Consider the following 25,200-nt stretch of genomic DNA (forward strand, 5'->3'; position numbering starts at 1 on the left):
GCGGTGCAGAGTGCGAGCCGGACCGGGTCGTGCAACGACCGCGCTGCAGCCTGTCCCGCAGAGCCATGAACCGCTCCCGCAACCACCGATACCCGGTCTGCTTGAAGCACGTCGCATCGCCGCTGAGGCCACCCCCGCCGAAGCCGCTCACAACGCAGACTCGCCCGCGCACACGATCGACACCGTCCTCAGCAATGCCGTCACCGGCTTACAGCAGCTTTCGGCCGTCCTGCGGTGGAAGCTCATGAAAAACTGTGAACGGGTCGCCAGTCCAGATGCCGAGCTTGCTGCGGGAGCGGCACATAGTCGCATCCAGCTCGCGGAGCCTCGGGCGACGCTGATCCCGTTCTACCGCGAGTCGTACTCACTCCACGATATTGACTGCGCAATCGCAGCCTCGCGCTGAGCACACGCATCGACGACACACTGCGGATCCGTGGCTCGCGCGCGTCATCGAACTGCGGTCCCTGCACGTCGATGTCCCCGAAGAACCGGCTCAGGAGCGAGAAGTGCTCGTTGCCGGCGAAGGTCGGGCACAGCCGAACCACCAGCACCCCGGCTTTCCCGGCCGCGGCGCGGTCTCCCGCGCCGTGCCGAGGAAACCCCCAGCGTCGCGCGCATCCCGCTCGCTGCGCCCTGGCCGTTCTGCCGCGGGCCAGCGGGTACCCCGCCGCGATCGGGGCGAAATCGGCGCCTGCGGCCTCGACGGGGCCCTGCCAGGCCTCGCCGGTCAGGTAGGAGACGCGGTGGCCGCGGCGAGTCAGCTCCTCGACCAGCGGCAGGGTCGGGTTCACGTGTCCGTGCGCGGGAATGATGGCGAAGGCCAAGTGGCGGGGCATGCTTCCTCGTCTGACGCGATAGATGAGATGCGGACGATTCGGATCCACAGCGTTTTTCCACGCTACGGATAAAACGCCATCAAACAAGTTTCCCGATAGTGACGCCGAATACACCCGGTCGACCCTGTTTCCGCGGATCATCCCCGTGCAACCCCTGTGACCAGCGTTTCCGCGCGGGCGGCCGGTCCGGATTCCGGGAAGGACCACTTGGTAGCACCGCAGGCACCATCCGCGCGCGAACCTTGCCCGGATCTCATATGACCACTCGAACGGGTGATCATCGCGGGAGGTGGGTTGTCGCGCGGGGCACCGACATGAATGGATCCGAGTAGGAAATTTTCGTCGTGAAGGTTTGATATGAGGGTTCTCGTAACCACGCTTCCCGCATTCGGTCATTTCTATCCGATGGTCGCGTTCTCCTGGGCGCTGCGCAGCGCTGGTCATCAGGTGCTCGTCGCGGGCCCGCGGCTGATCGTGAATGAAGCCCGCAACGCGGGACTGGCGGGCACGGTCGTCAGCGATGTCTCCGTCCGCGACCTGTGGGCGGCCAGTGACGATCCGACCGGGGAAGACAACCACCGGCCGATCGCCGACCTCGGCTTGGAGATCGCCGACCGCGCGGCCACCGACGTCCTCCAGCTCTGTCGTGACTGGCGCCCGGACGTGGTGATGTCCGATCCCATGGAGTTCGCCGGACCGCTCGCCGCCGGACTGGCCGGGATCCCCACCGTGTCGCACCGCTGGGGACTGCACTGCCCGGACGAACTGATCAGCTCCTTGTGGGAATCGGCCGGGCCGAAGCGGCGGGCGCTGCACGATCGCTTCGGGATCGACGCCGCCGCGCTCGAACCGCACGCCGTGCTGGACACGTGCCCGCCGGGGCTGCGCCGCACCGAGGACTCCTCGTGGATTTCGATGCGATACGTCCCCTACTGCGGCAACGCGGTGCTGCCGCGCTGGCTGACCGAACCCCGCGCGAAACCCCGGGTGTGCGTGTCCATGAGCAGCCTGCCGATGCGGCAGGGCCTGGAAGCGCTCAGTACCGCCGCGCGAGCGTTGTCCGACATGCCGGTGGAGGTCGTGCTGTCCGGCACCGGATCCCGGGATTCCTCGCTGGGGGATCTCCCGCCGAACGTGCGGGCGCCGGGCTGGCTCCCGCACGACCAGCTGTTGTCCGCGTGCGATGCGGTCGTGCACCACGGCGGGGCGGGCAGCTCGATGGTCTCGTTGACCAAGGCATTGCCGCAGATCGTGGTGCCGCAGCTCGGCGACCAGTTCGCCAACGCCGAACAGCTCGAACGACGCGGCATCGCCCACAGGATTGCGGTGTCCGACCTGTCCGAGGACGCCGTCGCCGAGGGCGTCGAGCGCGTTCTCGAGGACCCGGCGTACCGGAACAACGCCGCCGAACTCCGCTCCGAGATCGAGGCGATGCGCTCGCCCACCCGCGCGGTCGCCGAGTTCGAGAGCGCCGCGCGCGCCGCGAGCACCGGCGCTACGCCGCCGGAACCCGTCCCGGCGTCCTGACATCGCTGACCACACGAGGAGTTGAGGCATGTCGCCTGCCGCCTCCGGCAGTCTCGGCAGGATCCGCGAACGCGTCATCAGCACATCCCGGGGCCCGCTCAGCGCGCTCGAAGCACACCCTCCCGGCGAGGCGCTCGGCCGGATCGTGATGGTGACCGGATACCTGCACGACACGGACCTGTGGACCGTGCCGCTGGCGTTGCTGTCCCGCGCCGGGTACCGCTGCCTGGTGTACAACCACCTCGGGCAGCCCGGATCGGGACGGGTGTCCGAATCCGGTGCCTACGAGGTGCAAAAGCTCGCCGGTGATCTGTCGGACGTGCTCACCACCTGGACGGGCGGCGATCCGGTGCACCTGCTGGGCAGCTGTCTCGGCGGATTCGTCGCCCGCACGGCCGTGCTCGATGCGCCCCGCGCTGTCCGCAGCCTGACGCTGATCTCCTCCGGCCCCGGGCTCACCGCGTCCAAGTCCCCGGAGTTCCCGGACCACGTCCGGGAACTGCTCGCGAACGGCGGTCCGCGGGCGTTGTGGGAGGAGGTCTCCGGGTGGCTTCTCACGCACGGGCGGGAGGGCGGCCGCGCGTTCGACAGCTTCCGGCGCAACGTCCTCGACGCCGATCCCGAGCACCTGCTCGGATTCCCGGCGTCGCTGCGGAACCTGGATCCGCGGGAAGCGGACCTGTCCGCTGTGGACGTTCCCAAACTGGTCGTTCACGGAGGCGACGACGACACGTGGCCGCCGGACAGCATCGACCGCATGGCACGGCGGATCGGCGCGCGCAGCGCCGCGGTCGCGGGTGCCGGCCACGGTCCGCTGGTCGAACGGCCCGCCGCGACCACCGCGATGATCCGCGCGTTCCTGGAGAGCAGCCGCCCGGCCCTACCGGAACCCCCGGCCGACCCCTCACCCACCCCGTCCGGAAGGACAAGGACTGCGGGATGACATCGACGACCGACCTGCTCGGCGCGGATGAGCGCGCGCGCCTGTTCCAGCGCATCATCAAGCCGCGCGTCCTCGCCGACCCCTACCCCGACTACGCGGAGTTGTTCGGCGATACCCGCGTCCTGGAAAGCCCGCTGCCGCAGGTGTTGGACGGCATCCTCCTGTCGTCCTACGAGGACTGCCTGGACCTGGTGCGCAGCCGCTCGTTCGGGGCGCTGGACGCAGCGCACCTGGACATGCTCGGCCACGAGTGGCGCAGCAGCGGCGCGGAGCGGGTGGTTCGCCGCGCGGTGGGGTTCCGCAATTCCCCGCAGCACCAGCACTTCCGCGCAGCAATGGCTCCCCATTTCACGCCCCGCCGCATCGCGGCGCTGCGCGATTCGATCAGCGCGACGGTGGACGAGGTCCTCGGCTCGCTCACGGGACGCGAAGCCGACCTCGTGGCGGACGTGGCACGCCCGCTCCCCGCCGCGGTCATGGGTTCGGTGTTCGGAATCGACCGCAGCACGACGCGGGAGCTGGTCCGGTTGGGCGAGGACACCGGCGCCATCCTGGACCCGATCCGGTCACCGGCCCAGAACCGGCGCATGGAAGCGTCGACCCTCGCCATGGTCGAGATCTTCGACGGGCTGATCGCCGAACGCCGGGCCGCCCCCGACGACACCCTGCTGTCGTCCATCGTCGAGGCCTTCTCCCGGGACGGCGAGGAACACGAGGACCTGGTGGGGAACCTGGTTTTCCTGTTCACCGCAGGCCACGAAACCCTCACCGGGTTCCTCGGGCTGGCGTTGCGCGCGCTGCTGGACGAGCCCGCGCAGGCCGATCTGCTGCGGAACGACCCGGATCTGGCGTCCTCGGCGGTCGAGGAGCTGCTGCGCTTCGACGCTCCGGTGCAGATGTTATTCCGGATGGCCGACGAACCCGCGGTCCTCGGCGATCGGAAGGTGCAGCCTGGAACCCTTGTCATCGGTCTCGTAGGAGCTGCCCACCGCGATCCGCAGCAGTTCACCGCACCCGCCCGCCTCGACCTGACCCGCGACGGCGTGCGTCCGTTGAGTTTCGGCGCCGGGCCGCACTACTGCCTCGGAGCGGCGCTCGCGCGCCTCGAGGCCGAGGTCCTTCTTCCGCGCCTGCTGCGGGCGTTCCCCGGGATGCGCCCGTGCGGAAGTCCGCGGTTCCGTTCACCCGGTGTCGTCCTCCGCGGTCTGGAAACCCTGCCCGTCCTCCTACGCTGAGCGGGCCTGGGAGTGAGCGGTACCTGCTGCCCGACCCGGCCGGCGGTAGGTGGCTACCCGTTCGGGGACAGCGGGAACGGCAGCAGCGGGGCGCCGTCCTGCGGTGGCGGCACCCTCCCTGTGTGGCCATCTCCGGCGCTCTTCGCACTTGTGGAGGTTGCGCTTCGCACCCGAGATAAGTCCGGCCCGGATCAGAACTCGGAATACAGCCGGGCCGCCCACGTCATCATCGGTGACCTCATTTCGCGGCAGTGCTCCCAAACAGCAATCAGCCCCTATCGGCGTAGAACACCGATAGGGGCTGTGAACTGCTAAAATCGTGGTGCGCGATGCTGGGATTGAACCAGCGACCTCTACCGTGTCAAGGTAGCGCTCTCCCACTGAGCTAATCGCGCGAGGCGGAGGCGGGAATCGAACCCGCGTACAGGGCTTTGCAGGCCCTTGCCTAAGCCACTCGGCCACTCCGCCGCGTTGGGGCCTGTCTTGGGCCGTGATCCGTGCTGCCGAGCGCCGAGTGCCCGGAACCACCGGTACGGCCCGGAGGGTTTCCCAGAGCGGATGACGGGACTCGAACCCGCGACCCTCACCTTGGCAAGGTGATGCGCTACCAGCTGCGCTACATCCGCGTGCGCTGCGGTGAAAACTCCGTCCCGGCTGCCGGAGCCCATCGCCGCGTTGCACAGAGAACTTTAGACCACGCTCCGCGGAGCGATCAAAAGGGGGGTCGTCCACCCCGGACGAAGCCGCCGCCGAGCCGCTTCGCCCTGGTCAGAAAGCCGACTCGTCAGGACAGGTCGTGCGGGAGCAGCCGGGTCAAGGCGTCGTCGACGTTGACCCAGAGGTTCTCGTTGCCCGGCACGACGACGTCGTAGGTGCGGTCCAGGAAGTCCGCCAGCTCCTGCGCGGAAGCCTCGAACACGGCGTGCCCCGACGGGGAGCTGAGCTCGATCGTGACGACCTCGGGGTCGTCCACCGCAGGGCGGATACTCACGTCGCCCTCGCCTGCGTGCGCGATCAGCCCGTCGGCCAGCAGATCGCGGGCGAAGACCCACTCGACCCACCCGGCACGGCCGGTGCGGAACGCGGCGACCACGGCGTACGGATCGCGGGTGTCGTAACGCAGCTCCACCTGCACCGGCACGGCAGGCGTCTGCGGCGCCAGCAGGTCGAACACCGCTGTCGAACGGAGAGTCACGTGATCGTTTCGCATCGTCCTCGCCTTCCTAGCTCCCTCCCGGTCCGCTTATCGACCGAGCAACACAGTTGTGACGCCTCACCGGGGTACCGTGCTCGTCACCCGGCCATACATCACTCTTATGGGGCATACTGAACTTCGGAACGCGATCGGAAGGCTGCGCAGAGTGTTCACGTCGCTTCCCCCCGACCGTCATCGGCCCGCCACGCGCGCTCCGCATCCTGCATCGGACCACGGCTGCGACGGACCTCCCCCTGGCAACGCGGCAGCCAACATCGGAATTTCCCGACACCGACGTCGCAGGACGTAGTTCCAGGATAAGCGATGGGCAGGGCGCGACACGGGCTTCGCGCGCCGATGCTGAGACACTCGCCACGCGCATTCGCCGAGACGGACTAACCCCGCGATCCGCTCAACGCTCCGTGCGCGCCTGCGGACCACCCGGCCGGGGAGACCGGTGCCACAGTGTGACCAGGGTCGAAGTGCTCTGATCGCCGCGGTCGACGACTCGCGGCCGAAAGACGACCATGACTCCTGTCACATCCACCGCGACGTCACGCAACGGACGAACAGCGTTCACCGGGCCGGAGCAAGCGCGACCCGTACCCTGGCCCATACGGGTCGGCACCGGCTGCGTCGTTGCGCCCGGCGGGTTCGCCGACCATTCGCACCGCCACGAGACCGGCGGCGCCGATACGACCCAGCACCGACAGGCAGTGCCCGACACGACACTGGCAGGTGGATTCTGAGCAGGACGGCCGAGCCGGGACCGGACAAGATCGACATGAACTCCGGCGACGACGAACCGCCGAAGCCCCGGCGGCTGCACGGGTTGCGCACCAAGCTGCACGCCCGGCGCGAACGCATCCGGGCGAACCCGACGCTCAACCTGACCTACCGCATCGCACTCGGCGCGATCGGAACACTCGTGCTGGTCACCGGGATCCTGCTGATCCCGTACCCCGGCCCCGGCTGGCTCGTCGTGTTCGCCGGGCTCGGCATCCTCGCCACGGAATTCCACTGGGCGCACCGGGTCAACGTGTTCACCAAGCGCCAGTACCAGCGCTGGGTCCGCTGGCTCGGCAGGCAGCACTGGTGCACGAAACTCGCCGTCGCCGCCGTCACCGGGGCCATCGTGCTGGTGACGCTGTGGATGCTCGGGATGTTCTCGCTGGTCGGAAGCTGGTTCGGAGTGCGGTGGTCCTGGTTGGCCTCCCCCCTGTTCGGACCATGAGGACGGTGCTGTAAAGTTCTTCTTGTCGCCGGGAACGGTGACATCGGGCGATTAGCTCAGCGGGAGAGCGCTTCGTTCACACCGAAGAGGTCACTGGTTCGATCCCAGTATCGCCCACAGTTTGAATGTGGCCCCTGCCCGGTACGGGTAGGGGCCATATTCGTTTTGCGGGTGTGGCAATGAAAATCGCGATTCGTTGTGCAATGCCTGAAAAGTTTCTACCCGGCCCGGGACGCTCGGATCTGCCGTCGGAGTTCGGGTCGCCAGGGCGCGGGTCGTCGCCGTCATCGCGAGATTCCGCGCCCGGTCGACGAGTGGCCGCGGGGGCGCGAGCCCCGGCATCGGGACCGCGAGCGGGACGAACCCCAGCACCAGCACCGGAGGACGACGGCTCCGCATCGTCAGCGGTAGCCCTGCCAGCAATAGCCGGCAGGTTCGGGCCGACATGTCCCTGCGCGGGCGACACGCAGATTAGAACTCTCGCCACGGCGCCCCCATGCTGAACATCGACATCGCTGAGCCAGAAACAGCATCGGCCTCGAATGACGCTATCGCGGTCGTGCGTAGTCGATCGAGAGTGTGCAGATGCACGAGCGGCACTGGTGCTGCTGGACGACGCCGGACACTTCCCCGGCGAATCCCCCGGTGTTCACCAGCTCGTCGAAGTGATCCGTAGCTGCGCTCAAGCTTGATCGTGACCGGCGCGGTCAAGCGACGTCGTAGCGCGGTCAGGCGACGTCGTAGCGCGGGGCGGCGCGGAGCAGGAAGGACAGGTCGGTGCCCGCGGGCAGGTTCTGCGGCGGAGCGTGGCGGGTGAACAACCACGCCGCTTGTGCACCGCCGAGTTCGGCGCACCGGCCGCGCACCCGCAACCAGGAGTCCGGTCGCAAGCCGAGCACCGGAGCGTCGTTGTGCGCCAGGAAATCCACGATGCACTCATCGCGGGAGTCGCCGCCCGGGTCGGCATCGGGATAGCGCGGGTTGATCTGGAACGGCAGCAGGTTCAGCGCCGCGAACGACGCGGGCTGCAGCACCGCCATGTCGTTGCTGGTGCGCAGGCTCGGGCAGGCCAAGGTCGCTCCCGCACCGGCACCGAGGAAAGGTACCCCGGACAGCGCGGCGCGCCGCAGCTCCCGCATCAGGTCCTGCCGTTGCAGCGTGGCCAGCAACCGGAACGTGTTGCCACCGCCGAGGAAGACGACCTCCGCCGCGCGGATCGCGGCCACCGGGTCGGCCGCGCGGTGCAGGCCGTCGAGCTTGATGCCGACCGCGCTGAGCACCGAATGCGCGCTGCGCGCGTAGGTGTCGAAGTCCCGGCGGGCATAAGGCACGAACAACATCCGTTCCCGCCCGGCCATCAGCTCGGTCACCGCGGGCAGCGCGTGGTCCAGGAACCCCCTGCCCGGCACGTGCGAACTCGACAGCAGGAGAAGCTGCACCACCGTCTCCCCTCGGCGACTCCTGCACTGCTCGGGCACCTTACCGCCGGGTCTGGAGCCGGTGGGCCGGGACCGGCAGGATGGCCGCATGGCCGAGACCAACGACGTGACGATCATCGGCGGCGGCATCGTGGGACTGGCCACGGCCTACTCGCTGGCGCGCGACGGGCGGCGCATCACCGTGCTGGAGAAGGAGTCCGCGGTGGGCGCGCACCAGACCGGGCACAACTCCGGCGTGCTCCACAGTGGACTGTACTACCCGCCGGGCAGCGCGAAGGCCCGCTTCGCCCGCGCGGGGGCCGAAGCGATGTACCGGTTCTGCGCCGAGCACGGCGTGCCTGCGCGGCGGACCGGCAAGGTCGTCGTGGCCAGCACCGCGGAGCAACTCCCGCAACTCGCGGAACTGGCCCGCCGCGGCACCGCCAACGGCGTACGACTGTCCGAAATGGACAGTGCGGAGCTGGCGGAGCGGGAGCCGCACGTGCGCGGGCTGCGGGCGCTGCTGGTGCCGGACGCCGGGAGCACCGACTTCGGTGCGGTGTGCCGCGCGCTCGCCGAAGAACTCGCCGGTCGCGGCATCGAAGTCCGCGAGCGCACCGAGCTGCGGTCGGTCCGCCGCGACGGGCGCGGCCTGGTGCTGACCACGACCGCGGGCGAGTTCCGCTCGCGGGTCGCGGTGAACTGCGCGGGCCTGCACAGCGACACCGTCGCCGAACTGGCGGGCACGCAGCCGTCAGCGCGCATTCTGCCGTTCCGCGGCGAGTACTTCGAGACGACTCCGGAACGCCGCGACCTGGTGAACGCACTGGTGTATCCGGTGCCGGATCCGGCATTCCCGTTCCTCGGCGTGCACTTCACGCGCATGGTCGACGGTGGCCTGCACGTCGGGCCGAACGCAGTGCCCGCACTGGCTCGCGAAGGCTACGACTGGCGCACTTGGTCGACGGCGCACCTGCGCCGCTTGCTGACCGACCCCGGTCTGCGGGTGCTGGCGAAGAAGTACTGGCGCACCGGCGCCGGGGAGATCGCCCGCTCGGCCTGCAAACCGCTGTTCGTGCGTGCCGCGCAGCAGCTCCTGCCGGAGTTGCGCGGCCGCGACCTGGCGCGCGCCGAAGCCGGAGTGCGGGCGCAGGCGGTGCAGCCGGACGGCACGCTCGTGGACGATTTCCGCATCGACGAGGACGAGCACTGGGTACACGTGCTCAACGCGCCCTCCCCGGCGGCGACGGCCTCGCTGCTGATCGGCGAGGACATCGCCGCCAGGGTCGGGGCGAAACTGCCCGGCTGAGTCCGGCTCAGTAGTAGTCGCGGCGCTGGTAGTACTCGCGCTCGCGGTTGCGCGCCGCGTCGATGCGCACCCGGCGCACGACGCCGTGCAGTGCGCTGCTGACCAGCGTGACGATCAGCGCGCCCCAGAACGCAGCCCAGAAACCGTCGACGTAGAACGGCAATCGCAGCTCACCGGCCACGTAGCCGGTCAGCCAGAACAGCAGCGCGTTGACCACCAGCCCGAACAAACCGAGCGTGACCAGGTAGAGCAGGCAGCCGAAGGTCTTCGCGATCGGTTTGAGCACCGCGTTGACGATGCCGAACACCACCGCGACGACCAGCAGCGTGACGATCTTGGTCCCGGTGTCGGTGCTCGCGTCGCCGAGCTGGATTCCGGGCAGTGCGGTGGTGACCCACACCGCCACCGCGGTGATCAGGATGTGCAGCAGTACCGCCACGATGCGCCTTTCGGTGTCGATGCCTGTTGTCGAGTTCGGCGCACGCTACCGCCCCGCCCGACTCGGCCGTGGCCCGGCGGCCCGGGCCCGCGGCGAACCGGGGAAAACCGTCACAGGTGCACGGTGTTCATCGCCTGCTCCGGGTAGCGCTCGCCGACCGCGACGCCGACCGGCGCCACCGCCTCGATCGCGGCCAGTTCCTCGTCGCTGAGCTGCACGTCGGAGGCGCCGATGTTGTCCTCCAGGTAATTCAGCCGCTTCGTACCGGGGATCGGGACCACGTCCGCGCCCTGCGCGAGCACCCAGGCCAGCGCGAGCTGCGATGCGGTCACGCCCTTTCGTTCGGCGATCTCGCGCACCTTGTCCACGACGACCAGGTTGCGGTCGAAGTTCGCACCCTGGAAGCGCGGTGCGGTGCGCCGGAAGTCGTCCTCCGGCAGATCCTGCGGGCTGCGGATCGTGCCCGCCAGGAAGCCCCGCCCGAGCGGGCTGTAGGCGACGAACCCGATGCCCAGTTCCCGCGCGGTGGCGAGCACCCCGTTGTCCTCCGGTTCCCGGCTGAACAGCGAGTACTCGGTCTGCACGGCGGTGATCGGGTGTACCGCGTGCGCCGCGCGGATGGTCTCCGGAGCGGCCTCGGAGATGCCGAGGTGGCGCACTTTGCCCTGCTGCACGAGTTCGGCGAGCGCGCCGAATGTCTCGGCGACCGGCACGTCCCGGTCCACCCGGTGCTGGTAGCAGAGGTCGATGTGGTCGATGCCGAGCCGTCGCAGCGAACCGTCCACGCAGCGCCGCACGTATTCCGGCCGCCCGTTGATCCGCCCGGTGCGCGCGCCGTTCTCGTCCACCTCGTTGCCGAACTTGGTGGCCAGCACGACCTGCTCGCGGCGGTCCGCGATGGCGCGCCCCACGAGTTTTTCGTTCGTCCACGGGCCGTACACGTCGGCGGTGTCGAGCAGCGTCACGCCCGAGTCCAGTGCGCGGTGGATGACCCGGATCGACTCCTGATCATCGGCGGGGCCGTAGGCGTAGCTCATGCCCATGCAGCCGAGACCTTGCGCGGAGACCTCCAGTCCGCCGTCGTGATCGCCCAGTTGACGTCGTTGCATCACGTACCTCCTCTGCTCCCCGCAGGCGCGGCGGGACCGACTGGCCGGACCCTGGCACTCGGCGAAACTCCGGCACGTCCGAAACTACTGTCATCGGCGCAGTGCCGACCGCAGGCGAAGGTCACCGCCGCCGAGCGGTCGCCGCCGGCCTGCGACGACGCCGCGCGATCGGCTTCGATCGGACGACGCGTCCGCGTGTCGGCCCGAACGGATCAGGAACGGCCGGATCAGGAACGGACGGGCGGGCGCGAGGAGTCGACGAACCGGCGCGGGTTTCGAAAACGCGATCCCGGCTCAGGCCGGCTTCGCTCAGGCGAACATCTCCGCCATCAGGGCTTCGATCGCGTCCGTGCGGGCACGCTGCTCCGCCTGCTCGCAGGCCTCCACGAAGCGGAACACCAAACCTTCCCGCAACCCCCACGGGCACAGGTCCAGCTCGTCGACACCGGCCGCGCGCAGCAGCGCGTCCGCGGCCACCGCACCCGCCAGAATGCGCCGGGCGCGGCTGCGCGAAACACCGGGCAGCTTGCTCCGCTCCTGCTGCGAGAGTGCAGCCAGCCGCGGGATCCAGCGCCGCAGGTTCGCCCGAGCCAGCGTGTCCGGGTGGCGGACCAGCTTGTCGTCCGAGCTCGCGGCGAGCACCGCCAGCTGGCGCAGCACCTTCGACTGCCCCACCGACTGCCCGAGATCAGCATCGGCGAAGCGGGCCAGTGCGGGCGCGGCGATGTCGTCCACGGTGCGATGCAACGCCTCGACCACCTTCGGCGACGGAGGATCACCGGGCAGGTGCTCGCGGGTCAGCTTGGCCGCACCGAGCGGGAGCGAGATCACCTCGTCCGGGTACTGACCGGCGCCGGTGGCCACCTCGGCGGTGCCGCCGCCGATGTCGAAGGTGGTCAGCAAGGACCGCTCGCGGCCGTGCCAGCGGCGGGCGGCGTGGAAGCACAGCGCGGCCTCGGCTTGCGGGCTCAGCGCGCCGATCCGGCAGCCCGCCGCGCGCCCGAGACGTTCGCGCAGCTCGGCGCCGTTGGCGGCGTCGCGCACGGCGGCGGTGCCGAACGCGACCAGCGGGCCGGTGAGCCTGGACTCCGCGGCGCGCACGCATTCTTCGACGGCGCGCACGGCTTGTTCGGCGCCGGCCTCGGTCACGTGCCCGTCCGGGCGGGTGTGGTCGGCGAGCCGGGTCTTGGCCTTGTGGCTCCACGAGGCTCGGGGCAGCCGGGCGCGGTCGAGGTCGACCAGTTCCAGGCGTGCGGCGGTGGAGCCGATGTCGAGCAGTCCGAGCTTCATACCACCCTCACGTGCCCTCCGGCCGGAGCTTCGCAAACAGCGGCCCCGGTGCGGCACGGCGCGAGCATCCGGCAAGAGCGGAGAACGAGAACCATGTACGGATCATGCCGCATGAACACTCTCCGTTCATCGCCCGTTCGGCGTTTCTTGATCCGTAATCAACGTCACGGCCACCGGCGAAGCTCGCACTACCTGTGTCACACAAGTGGTGTTAGAAAGGGCTCCCCGGGAGCGGTCCGCGGCCGATAACCTCGGGAGACCCGGCGGAGCGGCCGGAACCCGGCGCCGCCCGCCCGCAGCCACGGAGAGGACGACCATGCGCATCGGGATGCCGCTGAACTACAGCGGGGGCTTCAAGGAAACCGTCGACGAACTGGCCACCTACGAGAAGGCGGGCCTGGACATCGTCTACGTCGCGGAAGCGTATTCGTTCGACGCGGTCAGCCAGATGGGCTTCATCGCCGCGCGCACCGAACGCCTCGAGATCGCCTCCGGCATCCTGCAGATCTACACCCGCACACCCACGGCCACCGCGATGACCGCGGCCGGAATGGACTTCGTCTCGGACGGCCGGTTCACCCTCGGCATCGGCGCCTCCGGCCCGCAGGTGATCGAGGGCTTCCACGGCGTGCCGTACCAGGCGCCGCTCGGCCGCACCCGCGAACTGGTCGACATCTGCCGCCAGGTGTGGCGCCGCGAGCGCGTGCAGCACGACGGCAAGCACTTCCAGATCCCGCTGCCCGAGGGGCAGGGCACCGGCCTGGGCAAACCGCTGAAGCTGATCAACCACCCGGTGCGGGAGAACATCCCGATCATGATCGCCGCGATCGGGCCGAAGAACGTGGCGATGGTCGCCGAGATCGCCGAAGCGTGGGAACCGATCTTCTACGTCCCGGAGAAGGCCGCCGACGTGTGGGGCGAGTCGCTGGCGGCGGGCAAGGCCAAGCGCGATCCGCAGCTCGGCGAGCTGGACGTGGTCGCGCAGGCGCCGCTGGCCATCGGCGAGGACGTGGCCTCGCTGGCGGACTCGATCCGCCCGATGCTGGCGCTCTACATCGGCGGGATGGGCGCCAAGGGCAAGAACTTCTACAACGACCTGGCGCGGCGCTACGGCTACGAGGCCGAAGCTGCCGAGATCCAGGACCTGTACTTGGACGGCAAGAAGGACGAGGCCGCAGCGAAGGTGCCGGACGAGCTGATCTCGCAGACGACGCTGATCGGCTCCGAAGAGCACGTGCGCGAACGCCTCGCCGCCTACAAGCAGGCAGGGGTCTCCACGCTGAACGTGACCCCGCTGGCCGGGACGTTCGAGGAGCGCACCAAGCTGATCGAGAAGGTCCGCGAACTCTCCGACGAGGTGTGATCGGCTGGGCCGGGCCGCGCGCCCGGCCCACCTCAGCCGTTGAGGACGCGGATCGGTGAGCCGTCCAGGTAGGCCCGGACGTCCTCCACCGTCTCGGCGTAGAAAGCCTCGTAGGTACCCGTGGTGACGTAGCCGATGTGCGGGGTGAGCACGGCGTTCGGCACCTCGCGCCACGGGTCGTCGGCGGGCAGCGGGTCGCGGCCGAACACGTCCACGCCCGCGCCGGCGATCCGGCCTTCGCGGAGGGTTTCGCGCAGCGCGGGTTCGTCCACGATCGGGCCGCGCGAGGTGTTGATCAGGTAGGCGGTCGGGCGCATCAGCGCCAGCTCGTCCGCGCCGACCAGGCCGCGGGTGCGCTTGCTCAGCACGGTGTGGATGGTCAGCACGTCGGAGTCGCGGAACAACCGGTCCTTGTCCACCCGCAGCGCGCCCACCTCGGCGGCGGCTTGCTCGGTGAGGTTCTCGCTCCAGGCGATCACTTCCATCCCGAGCGCCAGGCCGACCGTCGCGACCTGGCTGCCGAGCCGGCCCAGCCCGAGCACGCCCAGCGTCCGCCCGGCCAGTTCCACGCCGACGCCGCGCTGCCAGCCGCCTTCGCGCACCGAGCGGTCGTGCGCCGGGATGTCGCGGGTGACGGCCAGGATCAGCCCCCAGGTCAGCTCCGCGGTCGCCTGCCACGAGCCACCGCGGGTGCCGGAGACGGTGACGCCGAGTTCGGCTGCCGCCGCCATGTCGATCGACGCGTTCTTCATGCCGGTGGTGACCAGCAGCTTCAGGTTCGGCAACGCTTCGAGCAGGGCGCGCGGGAACGGCGTGCGCTCGCGCATCGCGGCGATCACGTCGAACGGTTCGAGGCGGCGCACCAACTCGTCGTGATCGGTGCTGGTCTCGTGGAAGAACGCGACTTCGGCGGGCAGCGAGTCCCAGTCGGCGTAGTCCCGTGCGACGTCCTGGTAGTCGTCGAGCACCGCGATCCGCATTGCGCTCCTCCTTCGCCGGGTTGCCCACGATCGTAGATCGTGCGCCGCGGGCACCGCTCCGGCGGATCTTCGACATGGCCGGTCGCGCCCCGGCGCGCGATAGGAGACAACGGCGGCCGGCGCGGGAGAGACTGCCCGGGTGACTCGATCCAGCCTGCTGCACCTGCTGCCGCTGCGCGCGTTCCACTCCGCGCCGGAGACCATCGGTTCCCCGTCGCTGCACAGCGAGGGTTTCGTGCACTGCTCCCCGGACATCGCCACGACGCTGGCGGTGGCGAACACGCTCCACCGGGACACCGAGGAGCCGATGGTCGCCTTGGAGCTCGACCCGGATCGGCTCGCAGCGCCGGTCCGCTGGGAGCCCGCAGCGCCCGCTCCGCCCGCCGGTGTGCCGTCGGACGCCCTGTTCCCGCACGTCTACGGCCCGCTGGAGCGCGACGCGGTGATCGGGCTGTAGTCCGCGCGCCGCGATCCGCAAGGCAGGTACGTGGGGCTGGAGACGCGTAGCCGGACCGCGGAAGAACTGGATCTGCTGCCGCACCCGGAGGGCGGTTGGTACCGCCGGACCTGGACGAGCCCGGTGCCGGTGGAACCGGACGGGCGCGGGAGCAGGCCGTCGGCGACCGCGATCTACTTCCTGCTCACGCCCGGCCAGTCCTCGGCGTGGCACGTGGTGGATTCGGCCGAGATGTGGCTGTGGCACCGCGGCGGGCCGTTGACGCTCTCGCTCGGCGGGGACGGCGCGGTGCCTGCGGAGCGGCCGCGGGAACACGTGCTCGGCGTCGGTGCCGGTCAAGATCCTCAGGTGCTGGTGCCTGCCGGGACCTGGCAGCGGGCGGTGGCGTCGGCGACGGTGGAATCGCTGGTGACCTGCATGGTCTCCCCCGGCTTCGACTTCGCCGACTTCCGGGTGCTGTGAACCGAGGCGCGCGGCGCCGCGAAGCTCGGAGGAGGTTCGGCGGCCGGCGGGACCACGACGGTCACCTGCCTGCGAGGCAGGTTCCGGGCCGGGAAGGTGCACGAGCGCTGCGGAGTGTTCGCGGGGGCGGTCCGGCGGGCTCGTCCGCGGCCGGGATGGCCGAGCATCCGCGCCTCGAACCAGCACAGCGCGATGAGCGACCCGAAGATCGTTCCGATGCCCAGCGACGCCGCCACCGCGAAGACCGCCAGCGTGTTCAGCACCGACTTCACCCCCGAAAAGCCATTCGTGCCCTGCGCTTTGGCGGAGTCCGCTCGGGCCGGCGGGCGCCGCGCCGGTTCTCACCGTAGGTCCGGGGCGGTACCGGTGCCGGACACCGACGAGGGCGCAATCCCATCGAGGGACTTCAGTTGCGCGGAGGTTTGCTCGTCCGTCCACCTCCGAGCGATCACGTTCTCGGAGGCCAAGTCCTTGATCAGGCGATTCGGCGATTCTGGGCGCTACTATCGAGTGATGGCGGCGGCAGTTCGGGGGCGTCGCGGTCGGTGACCACCGATCTCGCCCGATGTTGTGACCTGACCCGCGTCCAGGCAACCGGCGCGGGAACTCGCGCGTGCCCCGGGTGATCGCCGCCGCCGTACTCGCACAGCCTGGAGGTTTTGGTGAAGGGCTACGCCGTGCATCTGCTCTGCCACCTGCTCGCGATCATCTGCGGAGCCGCGGCCGGGATCGCGGGCGCGCTGTGGTGGTTCCTGGGCAGCGCACCGGGGTTGTGGGCCGCGGTGGCAGCGCTGGTGCTCGGCGTGCTGGTGCTGGTCATGCAGTGGTCGGTCATCCGCGCCGCCGAGCCCGAGCGGCCGCAGCGCCGGGGAGGTACCCGGCCCGGTATGCCGCAGGCGGTGGCGCACGACGGGTCCACGCGCAGCGAGATCGCCCCGCCGAGCAGGTGGGGCTGAGCGGAGCCGATCACATCTTGAGAAGACCGGATCAGCGGCTGGATGGGCCGTTCCGGCACGTGCTCGGATGAGTTCGAGTCCCGGGAGTTCGGGACTCCCCCGCAGCCGAGGACGGACTCGATGCCCGCTCAGTTCTCCCGCCGCAGGTTCGCCCGCCGCGCACTGGGCGCGGCCGGTTCGGCCGCCGTCGCCGCCACCGGTCTCGTCCGGGAGTCGCGCACCTCGCTGGACGGTGCTTGGTCGTTCGGCCCGCTGCCGCCGGGCACGGACCCGGCCACCGTCGACGACCACCAGCTGTCCACAGTGGCCGTTCCGCACACCGCGGTGGAGCTGTCCTGGGGCGACTGGGACCCGGCTCGGTGGGAACAGCGGTGGCTGTACCGCAAGCGGTTCACCGCGCGAACCGAGCCGGGGCTGCGGCATTTCCTGCGCTTCGAGGGCGCGCTGACCTCGGCGCACCCGGTGCTCAACGGGCGAGCGCTGCAGCCGCACGCCGGTGGCTACCTGCCGTTCGAGCGGGAGGTCACGGCGCTGCTGGGGGCGCAGAACGACCTGGACGTCGTGGTGGACGGCAGCTTCGACACCGAGGTGCCGCCGAACGGTGAGTCCTCGGACGGGAGGCCGTCGAGCACCGCGGTGGATTTCTGGCAGCCCGCCGGTCTCTACCGCGAGGTGTCGCTGCGCAGCGTTCCGGCCGATCACGTGCGGGACGTGTTCGCCGAGCCCGTGCACGTGCTCGACGCCGCCCGGCGCAAGCTCCGGGTGCGGTGCGAACTGGACCTCGCGCGGGGCGGGAATTACCTGCTGCGCGCGGAAGTTCGCCGGGGTGCCGAGTCGTTCGGCCGGGCCGAGCGGCCGATCCGATCACCCGCGGGCAGGCATCCCGTGGAACTCGCGGTCGGCGATCTCGCGGACGTGCAGTTGTGGGAGCTGGACGCGCCGCACCTCTACGACGTGGTGGTCACGCTCGTCCGGGCTGGTCAGCCGGTGCACCGGCGCCGGGCGCGCACCGGGTTCCGGGAAGCGCGCTTCGACCGCGACGGGTTCCGGCTCAACGGCGTGCGCAGGCAGCTGTTCGGGGTGAACCGGCACCAGTTCTATCCGTTCGCGGGGGCGGCGATGCCCGCGCGGGTGCAACGGCGCGACGCCGAGATCCTGCGCAACGAGCTGAACTGCAACATGGTGCGCTGCTCGCACTACCCGCAGCACGAAGCGTTCCTGGACGCCTGCGACGAACTCGGTCTGCTGGTGTGGGACGAACCGCCGGGCTGGCAGCACCTCGGCACCGGCCGGTGGGCCGAACGGGCCTATCGCGATGTGCACGACATGGTGGTGCGCGACCGCAATCATCCTTCGGTCGTGCTGTGGGCCGCACGGCTCAACGAAACCCCCGGCGACGCCGGGTTCTACCGCCGCACCGACCGGCTGGCGAAGGAGCTGGACGGTTCGCGGCAGACGACCGGCGCGGTGCTGCAGGCCGACCACGGCACGACGGATTTCCAGCACGACGTGTTCGCCTGCAACGACTACTCCGCGAGCACCGGGCCGGACGGTCGCCTGCGGCCGGAACTGGCGCCGGCGCGCCGAGATTTCCCGTACCTCGTGAGCGAGGCCGTTGGCACACTGTCCGGACCGGCGACGTTCTACCGGCGCACCGACGACCAGCCGACCCAGCAGGGCCAGGCGCTCGCGCACGCGCGGGCGCACGACCTCGCGCTCGCGGACCGGCGCTACGCGGGAGTGCTGAGCTGGGCCGGTTTCGACTACCCGTCCGGCAACGGCAACGTGTTCCGCGGTGTGAAGTGGCCGGGCGTGCTGGACCTGTTCCGGGTGCCGAAGCCGGGCGCGGCCGTCTACCGGTCCCAAGTGGATCCGTTGCGGCGCTTGGTGATCGAGCCGTCGTTCCACTGGGATCTGACCGGTTCGCACCCGGTGGGCGAGCTCGGAGCGCGGGCGGCGATCTGGTCCAATGCGGACCGGCTGGAGCTGTTCCTGGACGACCAGCCGCTCGCGTCGCTGCTCCCGGCGCGCGACGAGTTCCCGAATCTGCCGTATCCGCCGTTCTTCGCTGATTTCTCCACAGTGGACGGCATGCCGGAGTTGCGGATCGATGCCCACCTCGGCGGCCGGATGGTGCGCAGCCGCCGGTTCTCGGCCGACCGCGGGGCCGACCGGCTCGCGCTGCGCACGGACGACCGCAGCATCGCCTCCGGCGGCGCGGACGCCACGCGCGCCGAGATCCGCGTGGTGGACCGCTACGGCGCCGATCGCGCCGGTACACCCGGTGATGTGGCGCTGGAAGTGACCGGTCCGGCGGTGCTCGTCGGCAGCGATCCCTTCCCGCTGGCCGAAACCGGCGGGGTCGGTGCGGTCTGGCTGCGCAGCCGACTCGCAGGCACCGGGCCGGTCACGCTGACCGCGCACCACCCGACCGCGGGGTCCGCCCGCGCCGCGATCGAGGTCCACGGTCCGCCTGCACCCACGTGAACCCGCGCTCAGCCGACCGGCACGAGCACGGAGCGGGTCTGCCGGGCGATCTCCAAGTCCTCGCGGGCATCGACCAGGACGGTCCGGACACCCGCGCCCGACGCGGTCAGATCAGCGTCGTCGCTGGTAGCTGCATTGCGGTCCTCGTCGATCTCGACTCCGAGGAACCCGAGCCCGGCAGCGAGATCAGCCCGCAGCGGTGGCTGATGCTCCCCGAGCCCACCGGTGAACACCAGCACGTCCAGCCCACCCATGACCGCCACCATCGCGCCCGCGTGCCGGATCAGGCTGTGCGTGAACACGTCGTAGGCCAGCGCCGCGTCCCGGTCGCCGTCGTCGCGGGCAGCGAGCACGTCCCGGAGATCGCCGGAGGTTCCGGACAACCCGGCCAAGCCCGCGCGCTTCTGGATCGCGGTGAACAACTCGTCCACCTGGACCCGGCCGCTGGTGAGCAGCCAGCCCAGCAGACCGGGATCCACCGATCCGCTGCGGCTGGCCATGACCAGCCCTTCGTCCGGGGTGAAACCCATCGTCGTGTCCACGCACCGGCCGTCGCGCACGGCCGCGAGCGAGGCGCCGGAACCCAGGTGGCAGGTCAAGATCCGGCCTTGCTGCGACTGCGACCCGGCAAGCTCGGCACCGCGGCGCGCCGCGTAGCCGTGCGAGAGGCCGTGGAACCCGTAGCGGCGCAGCGACCACTGCTCGTTCCACTCCTTCGGCAGCGCATAGGTGGCGGCGGCTTCCGTCAGCGTGCTGTGGAAGGCGGTGTCCACGCACACCACCGAAGGCGTTCCCGGAGCGCACTCCTCCGCCGCGCGGATCCCGTCCAGCGCCCGCGCCTGGTGCAGCGGAGCGAGATCGGTCAGCGTCGACAAGTAGTGCACGAGGTTCTCGTCCACCACCGCGGGCCCGGTCACCTGCGTGCCGCCGTGCACCACGCGGTGCCCGATAGCGTCGGCGCCGTGCTCGGCGAAGAAGTCGCGGATCGGCTCGTTCTCGCCCTGCCAGCGCTGCACGTCGTGCGCGGCGAGCTGCTCGTCGTCGTCGAGCAGCCGCAGCTTCAGGCTGCTCGAGCCCGCGTTGACCGTCAGCACCCGCATCAGGACTCCCACTTCCAATCCCGCACCTCTGGCATGTCCTCGCCGTAGGTGGTCACGTGGTGCCGGTGCTCGATGAGCTTGTCCTTGAGCTCCTCGCGTGCGTAGCCCGCCCGCTCGCCGAGCCGCGGTACCCGGTCGATCACGTCGATCGCCAGGTTGAACCGGTCGATCTCGTTGAGCACGCACATGTCGAACGGCGTGGTCGTGGTGCCTTCCTCCTTGTAACCGCGGGCGTGCAGGTTGGGGTGGCCGCGCCTGCGGTAGGTCAGCCGGTGGATCAGCCAGGGATAGCCGTGGTAGTTGAAGATGATCGGCGTGTCCGTGGTGAACAGCGCGTCGAACTCCACATCGGACAGACCGTGCGGGTGTTCGCGCTCGTCCTGCAGGCGCATCAGGTCCACCACGTTGACCACGCGCAGCCGCAGGTCCGGGAAGCGGCGCCGCAACCAGTCCACCGCGGCCAGCGTCTCCATCGTCGGCACGTCGCCCGCGCAGGCCATCACCGCGTCGGCGGGCTCGCCGTCGCCGTCGTTGCTGGCCCAGTCCCAGATGCCGATGCCCTTGGTGCAGTGCACCACCGCCGAGTCCATGTCCAGGTATTGCGGGGCGGCTTGCTTGCCCGCCACCACGACGTTGATGTAGTCGCGGCTGCGCAGGCAGTGGTCGGTGACCGACAGCAGCGTGTTCGCGTCCGGCGGCAGGTAGACGCGCACCAGCTCGGCCCGCTTGTTCACCACGTGGTCGATGAATCCCGGGTCCTGGTGCGAGAAGCCGTTGTGGTCCTGGCGCCAGACGTGCGAGGTCAGCAGGTAGTTCAGCGAGGCGATCGGCTGGCGCCAGCCGAGCCGCTTGGCGACCTTCAGCCACTTCGCGTGCTGGTTGAGCATCGAGTCCACGATGTGCGCGAACGCCTCGTAGCAGGAGAACAACCCGTGCCTGCCGCTGAGCAGGTAGCCCTCCAGCCAGCCCTGGCAGGTGTGCTCCGAGAGCACCTCCATGACCCGGCCTTCCGGGGCCAGCGACTCGTCGTCCGGTTCGATCCGGCCCATCCAAGCCCGCGGGGTCGCCTCCAGGATCGCGTCCAGCCGGTTGGAGTTGTTCTCGTCCGGGGCGAACACGCGGAAGTTGCTCTCCGCCTCGTTGCGCCGCATGACGTCGCGCAGGAAGGTGCCGAGCACCCTGGTCGCCTCGCCGTCGGTGGCGCCCGGGTCCGGCACCGGCAGCGCGTAGTCCCGGAAGTCCGGCATCCGCAGACCGCGCAGCAGGTGTCCGCCGTTGGCGTGCGGGTTCGCGCTCATCCGCCGCGCGCCCCGGGGATGCTGCTCGCGGACCGGCTGCGCGGGCCTGCCCTCGGAGTCGAACAGCTCGTCCGGTTCGTAGCTGCGCAGCCAGTTCTCCAGCAGCCGCAAGTGGTCGCGATCGTTGCGCGGGTCGCTGATCGGGATCTGGTGCGCGCGCCACGTGCCCGCGACCCGCGCACCGTCCACAGTGTCCGGACCGGTCCAGCCCTTCGGGCTGCGCAGCACGATCATCGGCCAGGTGGGCCGGTCGGTCACACCGTCCCGGCGAGCGCGGGACCGGATCGCGTCGATCTCGTCCAGGCAGCGGTCCAGGGTCGCGGCGAACAGCTGGTGCATCTCGGCGGGTTCCGAGCCGGCGACCACGAACGGCTCGTACCCGTTGCCGCGCAACAGGTTCAGCAGTTCGGGCTCGGAGATGCGGGACAGCACCGTCGGGTTGGCGATCTTGTAGTCGTTCAGGTGCAGGATCGGCAGGACCGCGCCGTCGCGCGCCGGGTCGAGGAACTTGTTCGAGTGCCAGCCGGTGGCCAGCGGGCCGGTCTCGGCCTCGCCGTCCCCCACCACGCAGGCGACCGTGAGGTCCGGGTTGTCGAACGCGGCGCCGTAGGCGTGCGCGAGCGAGTAGCCGAGTTCGCCGCCTTCGTTGATCGAGCCCGGCACTTCCGGCGCCACGTGGCTCGGCACGCCACCGGGGAAGGAGAACTGCGTGACCAGCCGGCGCATCCCCTCGAGGTCCTGGGCCACGTCCGGATAGATCTCGCTGTAGGTGCCCTCCAGCCACGCGGCCGCGACCAGGCCCGGACCGCCGTGCCCCGGGCCGGTCACGTAGATCATGTCCAGGTCCCGGGAACGGATCGCCCGGTTCAGGTGCGCGTAGATGAACGTGAGGCCGGGCGTGGTGCCCCAGTGCCCCAGCAGCCGCGGTTTGACGTGCTCCGGGCGCAGCGGTTCCCGCAGCAGCGGGTTGTCCATCAGGTAGATCTGCCCGGCCGAGAGGTAGTTCGCCGCGCGCCACCACTGGTGGACGCCCTGCAGTTCCCGCGAGTCCAGGTACTCGGTCCGGCCGGCGGTCACCGTCGCGGTTGCCATCCGCGAACCTCCTTGGCGGACGCCGTGAGTGCTGTTCACCTCAGTGCGTTCCCCGTTCGCGGCGATCGCAACCCGCCTCAGCCGAGGCGCACGACCTCGCCGGTCGCGGCCGAGCGGCGCGCCGCGTCGATGATCTCCAGGCCGACGATCGGGCCGACCGGGTCCACCGGCGGCGGCGTGCCGTTGCGCACCGCCGCGGCCAGCGCGTCGTAGAACTCCTGGTAGGCGCCGGGCACCGTCGGCACCGGCCGGGAATCCTGCACCGTGCCCAGCACTCCCCAGGACTCCTCGGGCTCCTCGCCCCAGCCCGGACCGGGCCGTTCCCCCGCGCGCAGCGCCGCTTCCTGCGGATCGAGGCCGAACTTGGTGTAAGCGCCGCGACCACCCAGCACCCGCAGCCGCGGACCGTGCTGGGCGGCGACCTTGCTGACCCACAGGTGCGAGCGGACGCCGCCGGAGTGCGTCAACGCCACGAACGCGTCGTCGTCCACTTCGACGCCCGCGCGGCGCGCGGCCACCTCCGCGTAAACCGACTCGACCGGCCCGAACAGCGCCAACGCCTGGTCGATCAGGTGGCTGCCGAGGTCGTAGAGCACGCCACCCGCGTCCTGCGCGCCACCGGACTCCCGCCAGCCGGACTTCGGCGTCGGCACCCAGCGCTCGAACCGGGACTCGAACCGGTGCACCGCGCCGAGCTCGCCGTCCGCGATCAGCTCGGCGGCGGTGCGGAAGTCGTTGTCCCACCGGCGGTTCTGGAAGACCGTCAGCGGCAGTCCGCGTTCCCGTGCGAGCTCGACCAGCTCGCGTCCCTCGTCGGCGGTCGGCGCGAACGGCTTGTCGACCACCACCGGCAGGCCGGCACGCAGCGCGGCCCTGGTGTGCTCGCCGTGCGCGCGGTTCGGGCTGGCCACGACCACGAGATCCAGATCTTCGCGGTCCAGCATGGCCTGCACGTCGGGGACGATGGCCGCACCCGGGTACTCGGTCTGGACCCGCTCACGGCGCTCCGGCGAGCCGGTGACGACCGTCGCCAGCCGCAGCTGCGGGTTCGCCGCGATCAGCGGCGCGTGGAACACCGCGCCAGCGACACCGAAACCGATCAAGCCCACCCGCAGTTCAGCGCTCATGCGGCCATTAGATCAGCCCGCTGAACCGATCCAAGGGCGCCGTCGCACGGTGCTCCGGTCACACCGGCGCTTCGGGCCCGCCCAGCCTGCCCGGGGAGACCAGACCGGTCTCGTAGGCGGTGATCACCAGTTGGGTGCGCGAGCTCAGGTGCAGCTTCTGCATCACGTGGTACAGGTGCGATTTCACGGTCAGCTCGGCCAGTCCCAGCTTGCGCGCGATGTCCGCGTTCGAACCGCCGCGGGCGACCTCCAGCAGCACGTCGCGCTCCCGGTTCGTCAGCCCGCTGAGCTCGCTGGAAGCATCGCGCACCCCCAGCGAGGCGAACCGGGTGAGCAACCGCCGGGTCACTCGCGGGGCCAGCAGCGCCTCCCCCGCGGCCACGGTGTACACCGCGCGCACCAGCTCCTCCGGCGGCGCGTCCTTGAGCAGGAATCCGCTGGCCCCGGCCCGCAGCGCGGCGTAGACGTACTCGTCGAGGTCGTGCACCGTCAGCATCAGCACCGCGGTGCGGCCCTCGGTGTCGCCGATGATCTCGCGGGCGGCGCTGATCCCGTCGGTGCCCGGCAGCCGCTCGTCCATCAGCACCACGTCGTGGCGGCGCCTGCGCACGGCGGCGATCGCCGCGTCCCCGTCCTCGGCTTCGGAAAGCACCCGAAGTCCCGGGTCGGCGGACAGCAACGCGACCAGTCCCGCGCGGATCATGGCTTGGTCGTCGGCGACCAGTACGGTCGTTTCGGCCGGGCACTCCACCGCCGGACCTCCTGTCGTTCGGCTTCACCGGCGCACCGGCGGGATTTCCGGGTCAGGCAAGGTCCGAATTTTCGGCGCACGGTAGCACGGCGGCCAAGTGGAATCCGTTCGCAACGGGATGCGCGGTGAACGTTCCGCCCAGCAGCGCGGCCCGTTCCCGCAGGCCGACCAAGCCCTGCCCGGAACCGCCGCGCGGTGCCTGCACGGGCAGCGAGCCGAACGCCTGACCGGTCGCGTGGTTGGTCACTTCCAGCCGCAGCACACCGCTGCCGTAGTCCAGCAGCACTCGCGCGTAGCCGGACGGGGCGTGCTTGAGCACGTTGGTCACGGCTTCCTGCACGATCCGGTAGGCGGCCATCTCCACGCCCGGCCCCAGCTCGCGGACCTCGCCGCGCCGGTCCAGCCGCCACACCACGCTGGTGCCGCGCACCGAATCCACCAGGTGGTCCACCTTGTGCAGGCCCGGCACCGGCTGGCGGCCCGGCCGGTCGGCGTCCGCGCTCGGGCCCATGTAGAGACCATTGCGTCCCTCTGCCGTGGAGACTGCTGTGAAGTCGAAGTCGCGTTCCGTGCCACCGGTGATCGGCAC

At 70.4% G+C, this 25,200-nt stretch carries 22 protein-coding genes and 4 tRNA genes; 11 read left to right on the forward strand and 15 right to left on the reverse strand.

Going from position 1 to position 25,200, the window contains the following annotated elements; all coding sequences use genetic code 11:
• Positions 1–242: 242 nt before the first annotated feature.
• Complete coding sequence (locus IJH84_RS26895; RefSeq protein WP_295150481.1) at positions 243–827, reverse strand: hypothetical protein; 585 nt, start codon at positions 825–827, stop codon at positions 243–245.
• Between the two features lie 369 nt (positions 828–1,196).
• Between IJH84_RS26895 and IJH84_RS26900 the strand changes: the two genes are divergently transcribed.
• The 3 genes from IJH84_RS26900 to IJH84_RS26910 are packed head-to-tail and all read left to right on the forward strand — an operon-like array spanning position 1,197 to position 4,544.
• Entirely contained in the window at positions 1,197–2,366 is a 1,170-nt protein-coding gene (locus IJH84_RS26900) for a nucleotide disphospho-sugar-binding domain-containing protein (protein WP_295150484.1), read from the forward strand.
• Between the two features lie 28 nt (positions 2,367–2,394).
• Positions 2,395–3,309: an alpha/beta hydrolase gene (locus IJH84_RS26905; RefSeq protein ID WP_295150487.1), complete on the forward strand. Its 915-nt coding sequence runs from the start codon at positions 2,395–2,397 to the stop codon at positions 3,307–3,309.
• Entirely contained in the window at positions 3,306–4,544 is a 1,239-nt protein-coding gene (locus IJH84_RS26910) for a cytochrome P450 (RefSeq protein ID WP_200069869.1), read from the forward strand. Before IJH84_RS26905 ends, IJH84_RS26910 begins: the two co-directional genes overlap by 4 nt.
• A gap of 320 nt (positions 4,545–4,864) precedes the next feature.
• Here IJH84_RS26910 and IJH84_RS26915 read toward each other — a convergent pair.
• From IJH84_RS26915 to IJH84_RS26930, 4 genes are all read right to left on the reverse strand, one after another.
• Positions 4,865–4,939: transfer RNA gene (locus IJH84_RS26915), tRNA-Val, on the reverse strand.
• Position 4,940: 1 nt separating this feature from the next.
• Positions 4,941–5,012 (reverse strand) — tRNA-Cys (locus tag IJH84_RS26920).
• An 85-nt stretch (positions 5,013–5,097) separates the two neighbouring features.
• Positions 5,098–5,170: transfer RNA gene (locus IJH84_RS26925), tRNA-Gly, on the reverse strand.
• Positions 5,171–5,328: 158 nt separating this feature from the next.
• Positions 5,329–5,754, reverse strand: coding sequence for an SsgA family sporulation/cell division regulator (locus tag IJH84_RS26930; protein WP_200071367.1), 426 nt, complete (start codon positions 5,752–5,754; stop codon positions 5,329–5,331).
• Positions 5,755–6,523: 769 nt separating this feature from the next.
• On the opposite strand from IJH84_RS26930, the gene IJH84_RS26935 reads away from it, so the two are divergent.
• Together IJH84_RS26935 and IJH84_RS26940 are read left to right on the forward strand one after the other, a co-directional pair.
• Entirely contained in the window at positions 6,524–6,973 is a 450-nt protein-coding gene (locus IJH84_RS26935) for a TIGR02611 family protein (RefSeq protein ID WP_295150491.1), read from the forward strand.
• Between the two features lie 45 nt (positions 6,974–7,018).
• A tRNA-Val gene (locus IJH84_RS26940) sits at positions 7,019–7,090 on the forward strand.
• Positions 7,091–7,701: 611 nt separating this feature from the next.
• Here the strand turns inward: IJH84_RS26940 and pepE are convergent.
• Entirely contained in the window at positions 7,702–8,415 is a 714-nt protein-coding gene (pepE, locus tag IJH84_RS26945; protein WP_295150495.1) for a dipeptidase PepE, read from the reverse strand.
• An 85-nt stretch (positions 8,416–8,500) separates the two neighbouring features.
• Between pepE and lhgO the strand changes: the two genes are divergently transcribed.
• On the forward strand, positions 8,501–9,700 hold the full coding sequence (gene lhgO / locus IJH84_RS26950) for an L-2-hydroxyglutarate oxidase (RefSeq protein ID WP_295150497.1): 1,200 nt from the start codon (positions 8,501–8,503) through the stop codon (positions 9,698–9,700).
• A gap of 7 nt (positions 9,701–9,707) precedes the next feature.
• Here lhgO and IJH84_RS26955 read toward each other — a convergent pair whose 3' ends face one another.
• The 3 genes from IJH84_RS26955 to IJH84_RS26965 all read right to left on the reverse strand — a co-directional run bounded on the left by IJH84_RS26955 (position 9,708) and on the right by IJH84_RS26965 (position 12,538).
• Positions 9,708–10,139, reverse strand: coding sequence for a phage holin family protein (locus IJH84_RS26955; RefSeq protein WP_200071364.1), 432 nt, complete (start codon positions 10,137–10,139; stop codon positions 9,708–9,710).
• Between the two features lie 110 nt (positions 10,140–10,249).
• Positions 10,250–11,248, reverse strand: a complete 999-nt coding sequence (locus tag IJH84_RS26960) for an aldo/keto reductase (RefSeq protein WP_295150502.1) — start codon at positions 11,246–11,248, stop codon at positions 10,250–10,252.
• Positions 11,249–11,557: 309 nt separating this feature from the next.
• The gene (locus IJH84_RS26965; protein WP_295150505.1) at positions 11,558–12,538 is read right to left on the reverse strand and encodes an exopolyphosphatase; all 981 of its coding nucleotides are present in this window, start codon (positions 12,536–12,538) and stop codon (positions 11,558–11,560) included.
• A gap of 316 nt (positions 12,539–12,854) precedes the next feature.
• On the opposite strand from IJH84_RS26965, the gene IJH84_RS26970 reads away from it, so the two are divergent.
• Positions 12,855–13,901, forward strand: coding sequence for an LLM class F420-dependent oxidoreductase (locus IJH84_RS26970; protein ID WP_295150508.1), 1,047 nt, complete (start codon positions 12,855–12,857; stop codon positions 13,899–13,901).
• A gap of 32 nt (positions 13,902–13,933) precedes the next feature.
• On the opposite strand, the gene IJH84_RS26975 is transcribed toward IJH84_RS26970, so the two are convergent.
• Positions 13,934–14,881: a D-2-hydroxyacid dehydrogenase family protein gene (locus tag IJH84_RS26975; RefSeq protein WP_295150511.1), complete on the reverse strand. Its 948-nt coding sequence runs from the start codon at positions 14,879–14,881 to the stop codon at positions 13,934–13,936.
• Positions 14,882–15,020: 139 nt separating this feature from the next.
• On the opposite strand from IJH84_RS26975, the gene IJH84_RS26980 reads away from it, so the two are divergent.
• The 4 genes from IJH84_RS26980 (at position 15,021) to IJH84_RS26995 (ending at position 19,243) form a co-directional block, all read left to right on the forward strand.
• Entirely contained in the window at positions 15,021–15,338 is a 318-nt protein-coding gene (locus IJH84_RS26980; protein WP_295150514.1) for a DUF952 domain-containing protein, read from the forward strand.
• Between the two features lie 30 nt (positions 15,339–15,368).
• Complete coding sequence (locus IJH84_RS26985) at positions 15,369–15,800, forward strand: cupin domain-containing protein (protein WP_295150517.1); 432 nt, start codon at positions 15,369–15,371, stop codon at positions 15,798–15,800.
• 662 nt (positions 15,801–16,462) lie between these two features.
• Positions 16,463–16,756 carry a hypothetical protein gene (locus IJH84_RS26990; protein WP_295150519.1) on the forward strand — a complete coding sequence of 98 codons (294 nt, stop codon included), beginning with the start codon at positions 16,463–16,465 and terminating at the stop codon, positions 16,754–16,756.
• Between the two features lie 120 nt (positions 16,757–16,876).
• Complete coding sequence (locus IJH84_RS26995; protein WP_295150524.1) at positions 16,877–19,243, forward strand: glycoside hydrolase family 2 TIM barrel-domain containing protein; 2,367 nt, start codon at positions 16,877–16,879, stop codon at positions 19,241–19,243.
• Between the two features lie 8 nt (positions 19,244–19,251).
• Here IJH84_RS26995 and IJH84_RS27000 read toward each other — a convergent pair whose 3' ends face one another.
• The 5 genes from IJH84_RS27000 to IJH84_RS27020 all read right to left on the reverse strand — a co-directional run.
• Positions 19,252–20,355: an acetate/propionate family kinase gene (locus IJH84_RS27000; protein ID WP_367269106.1), complete on the reverse strand. Its 1,104-nt coding sequence runs from the start codon at positions 20,353–20,355 to the stop codon at positions 19,252–19,254.
• Entirely contained in the window at positions 20,343–22,733 is a 2,391-nt protein-coding gene (locus tag IJH84_RS27005) for a phosphoketolase (protein ID WP_295150527.1), read from the reverse strand. Before IJH84_RS27005 ends, IJH84_RS27000 begins: the two co-directional genes overlap by 13 nt.
• Before the next feature lie 77 nt (positions 22,734–22,810).
• Positions 22,811–23,860 (reverse strand): Gfo/Idh/MocA family oxidoreductase, encoded by a 1,050-nt coding sequence (locus IJH84_RS27010; RefSeq protein WP_295150530.1) that lies wholly within the window; start codon positions 23,858–23,860, stop codon positions 22,811–22,813.
• A 58-nt stretch (positions 23,861–23,918) separates the two neighbouring features.
• A complete protein-coding gene (locus tag IJH84_RS27015) occupies positions 23,919–24,611 on the reverse strand; it encodes a response regulator transcription factor (protein ID WP_295150532.1) in 693 nt (230 codons plus the stop codon).
• A 52-nt stretch (positions 24,612–24,663) separates the two neighbouring features.
• On the reverse strand, positions 24,664–25,200 hold a 537-nt coding region (locus IJH84_RS27020), incomplete at its 5' end, for a sensor histidine kinase (RefSeq protein ID WP_367269105.1).

Source organism: Saccharopolyspora sp. (assembly GCF_017434145.1).
In the GTDB taxonomy this organism is placed as follows: Bacteria; Actinomycetota; Actinomycetes; order Mycobacteriales; family Pseudonocardiaceae; genus Saccharopolyspora_C; species Saccharopolyspora_C galaxeae.

Bases quoted from the DNA above. Each gene is read 5' to 3' on its own strand.
- IJH84_RS26900 (WP_295150484.1), top strand. From the start codon at position 1,197: ATGAGGGTTCTCGTAACCACGCTTCCCGCATTCGGTCATTTCTATCCG.
- IJH84_RS26905 (WP_295150487.1), top strand. From the start codon at position 2,395: ATGTCGCCTGCCGCCTCCGGCAGTCTCGGCAGGATCCGCGAACGCGTC.
- IJH84_RS26910 (WP_200069869.1), top strand. From the start codon at position 3,306: ATGACATCGACGACCGACCTGCTCGGCGCGGATGAGCGCGCGCGCCTG.
- IJH84_RS26930 (WP_200071367.1), bottom strand. From the start codon at position 5,754: ATGCGAAACGATCACGTGACTCTCCGTTCGACAGCGGTGTTCGACCTG.
- IJH84_RS26935 (WP_295150491.1), top strand. From the start codon at position 6,524: ATGAACTCCGGCGACGACGAACCGCCGAAGCCCCGGCGGCTGCACGGG.
- lhgO (WP_295150497.1), top strand. From the start codon at position 8,501: ATGGCCGAGACCAACGACGTGACGATCATCGGCGGCGGCATCGTGGGA.
- IJH84_RS26960 (WP_295150502.1), bottom strand. From the start codon at position 11,248: ATGCAACGACGTCAACTGGGCGATCACGACGGCGGACTGGAGGTCTCC.
- IJH84_RS26965 (WP_295150505.1), bottom strand. From the start codon at position 12,538: ATGAAGCTCGGACTGCTCGACATCGGCTCCACCGCCGCACGCCTGGAA.
- IJH84_RS26970 (WP_295150508.1), top strand. From the start codon at position 12,855: ATGCGCATCGGGATGCCGCTGAACTACAGCGGGGGCTTCAAGGAAACC.
- IJH84_RS26975 (WP_295150511.1), bottom strand. From the start codon at position 14,881: ATGCGGATCGCGGTGCTCGACGACTACCAGGACGTCGCACGGGACTAC.
- IJH84_RS26995 (WP_295150524.1), top strand. From the start codon at position 16,877: ATGCCCGCTCAGTTCTCCCGCCGCAGGTTCGCCCGCCGCGCACTGGGC.
- IJH84_RS27005 (WP_295150527.1), bottom strand. From the start codon at position 22,733: ATGGCAACCGCGACGGTGACCGCCGGCCGGACCGAGTACCTGGACTCG.
- IJH84_RS27010 (WP_295150530.1), bottom strand. From the start codon at position 23,860: ATGAGCGCTGAACTGCGGGTGGGCTTGATCGGTTTCGGTGTCGCTGGC.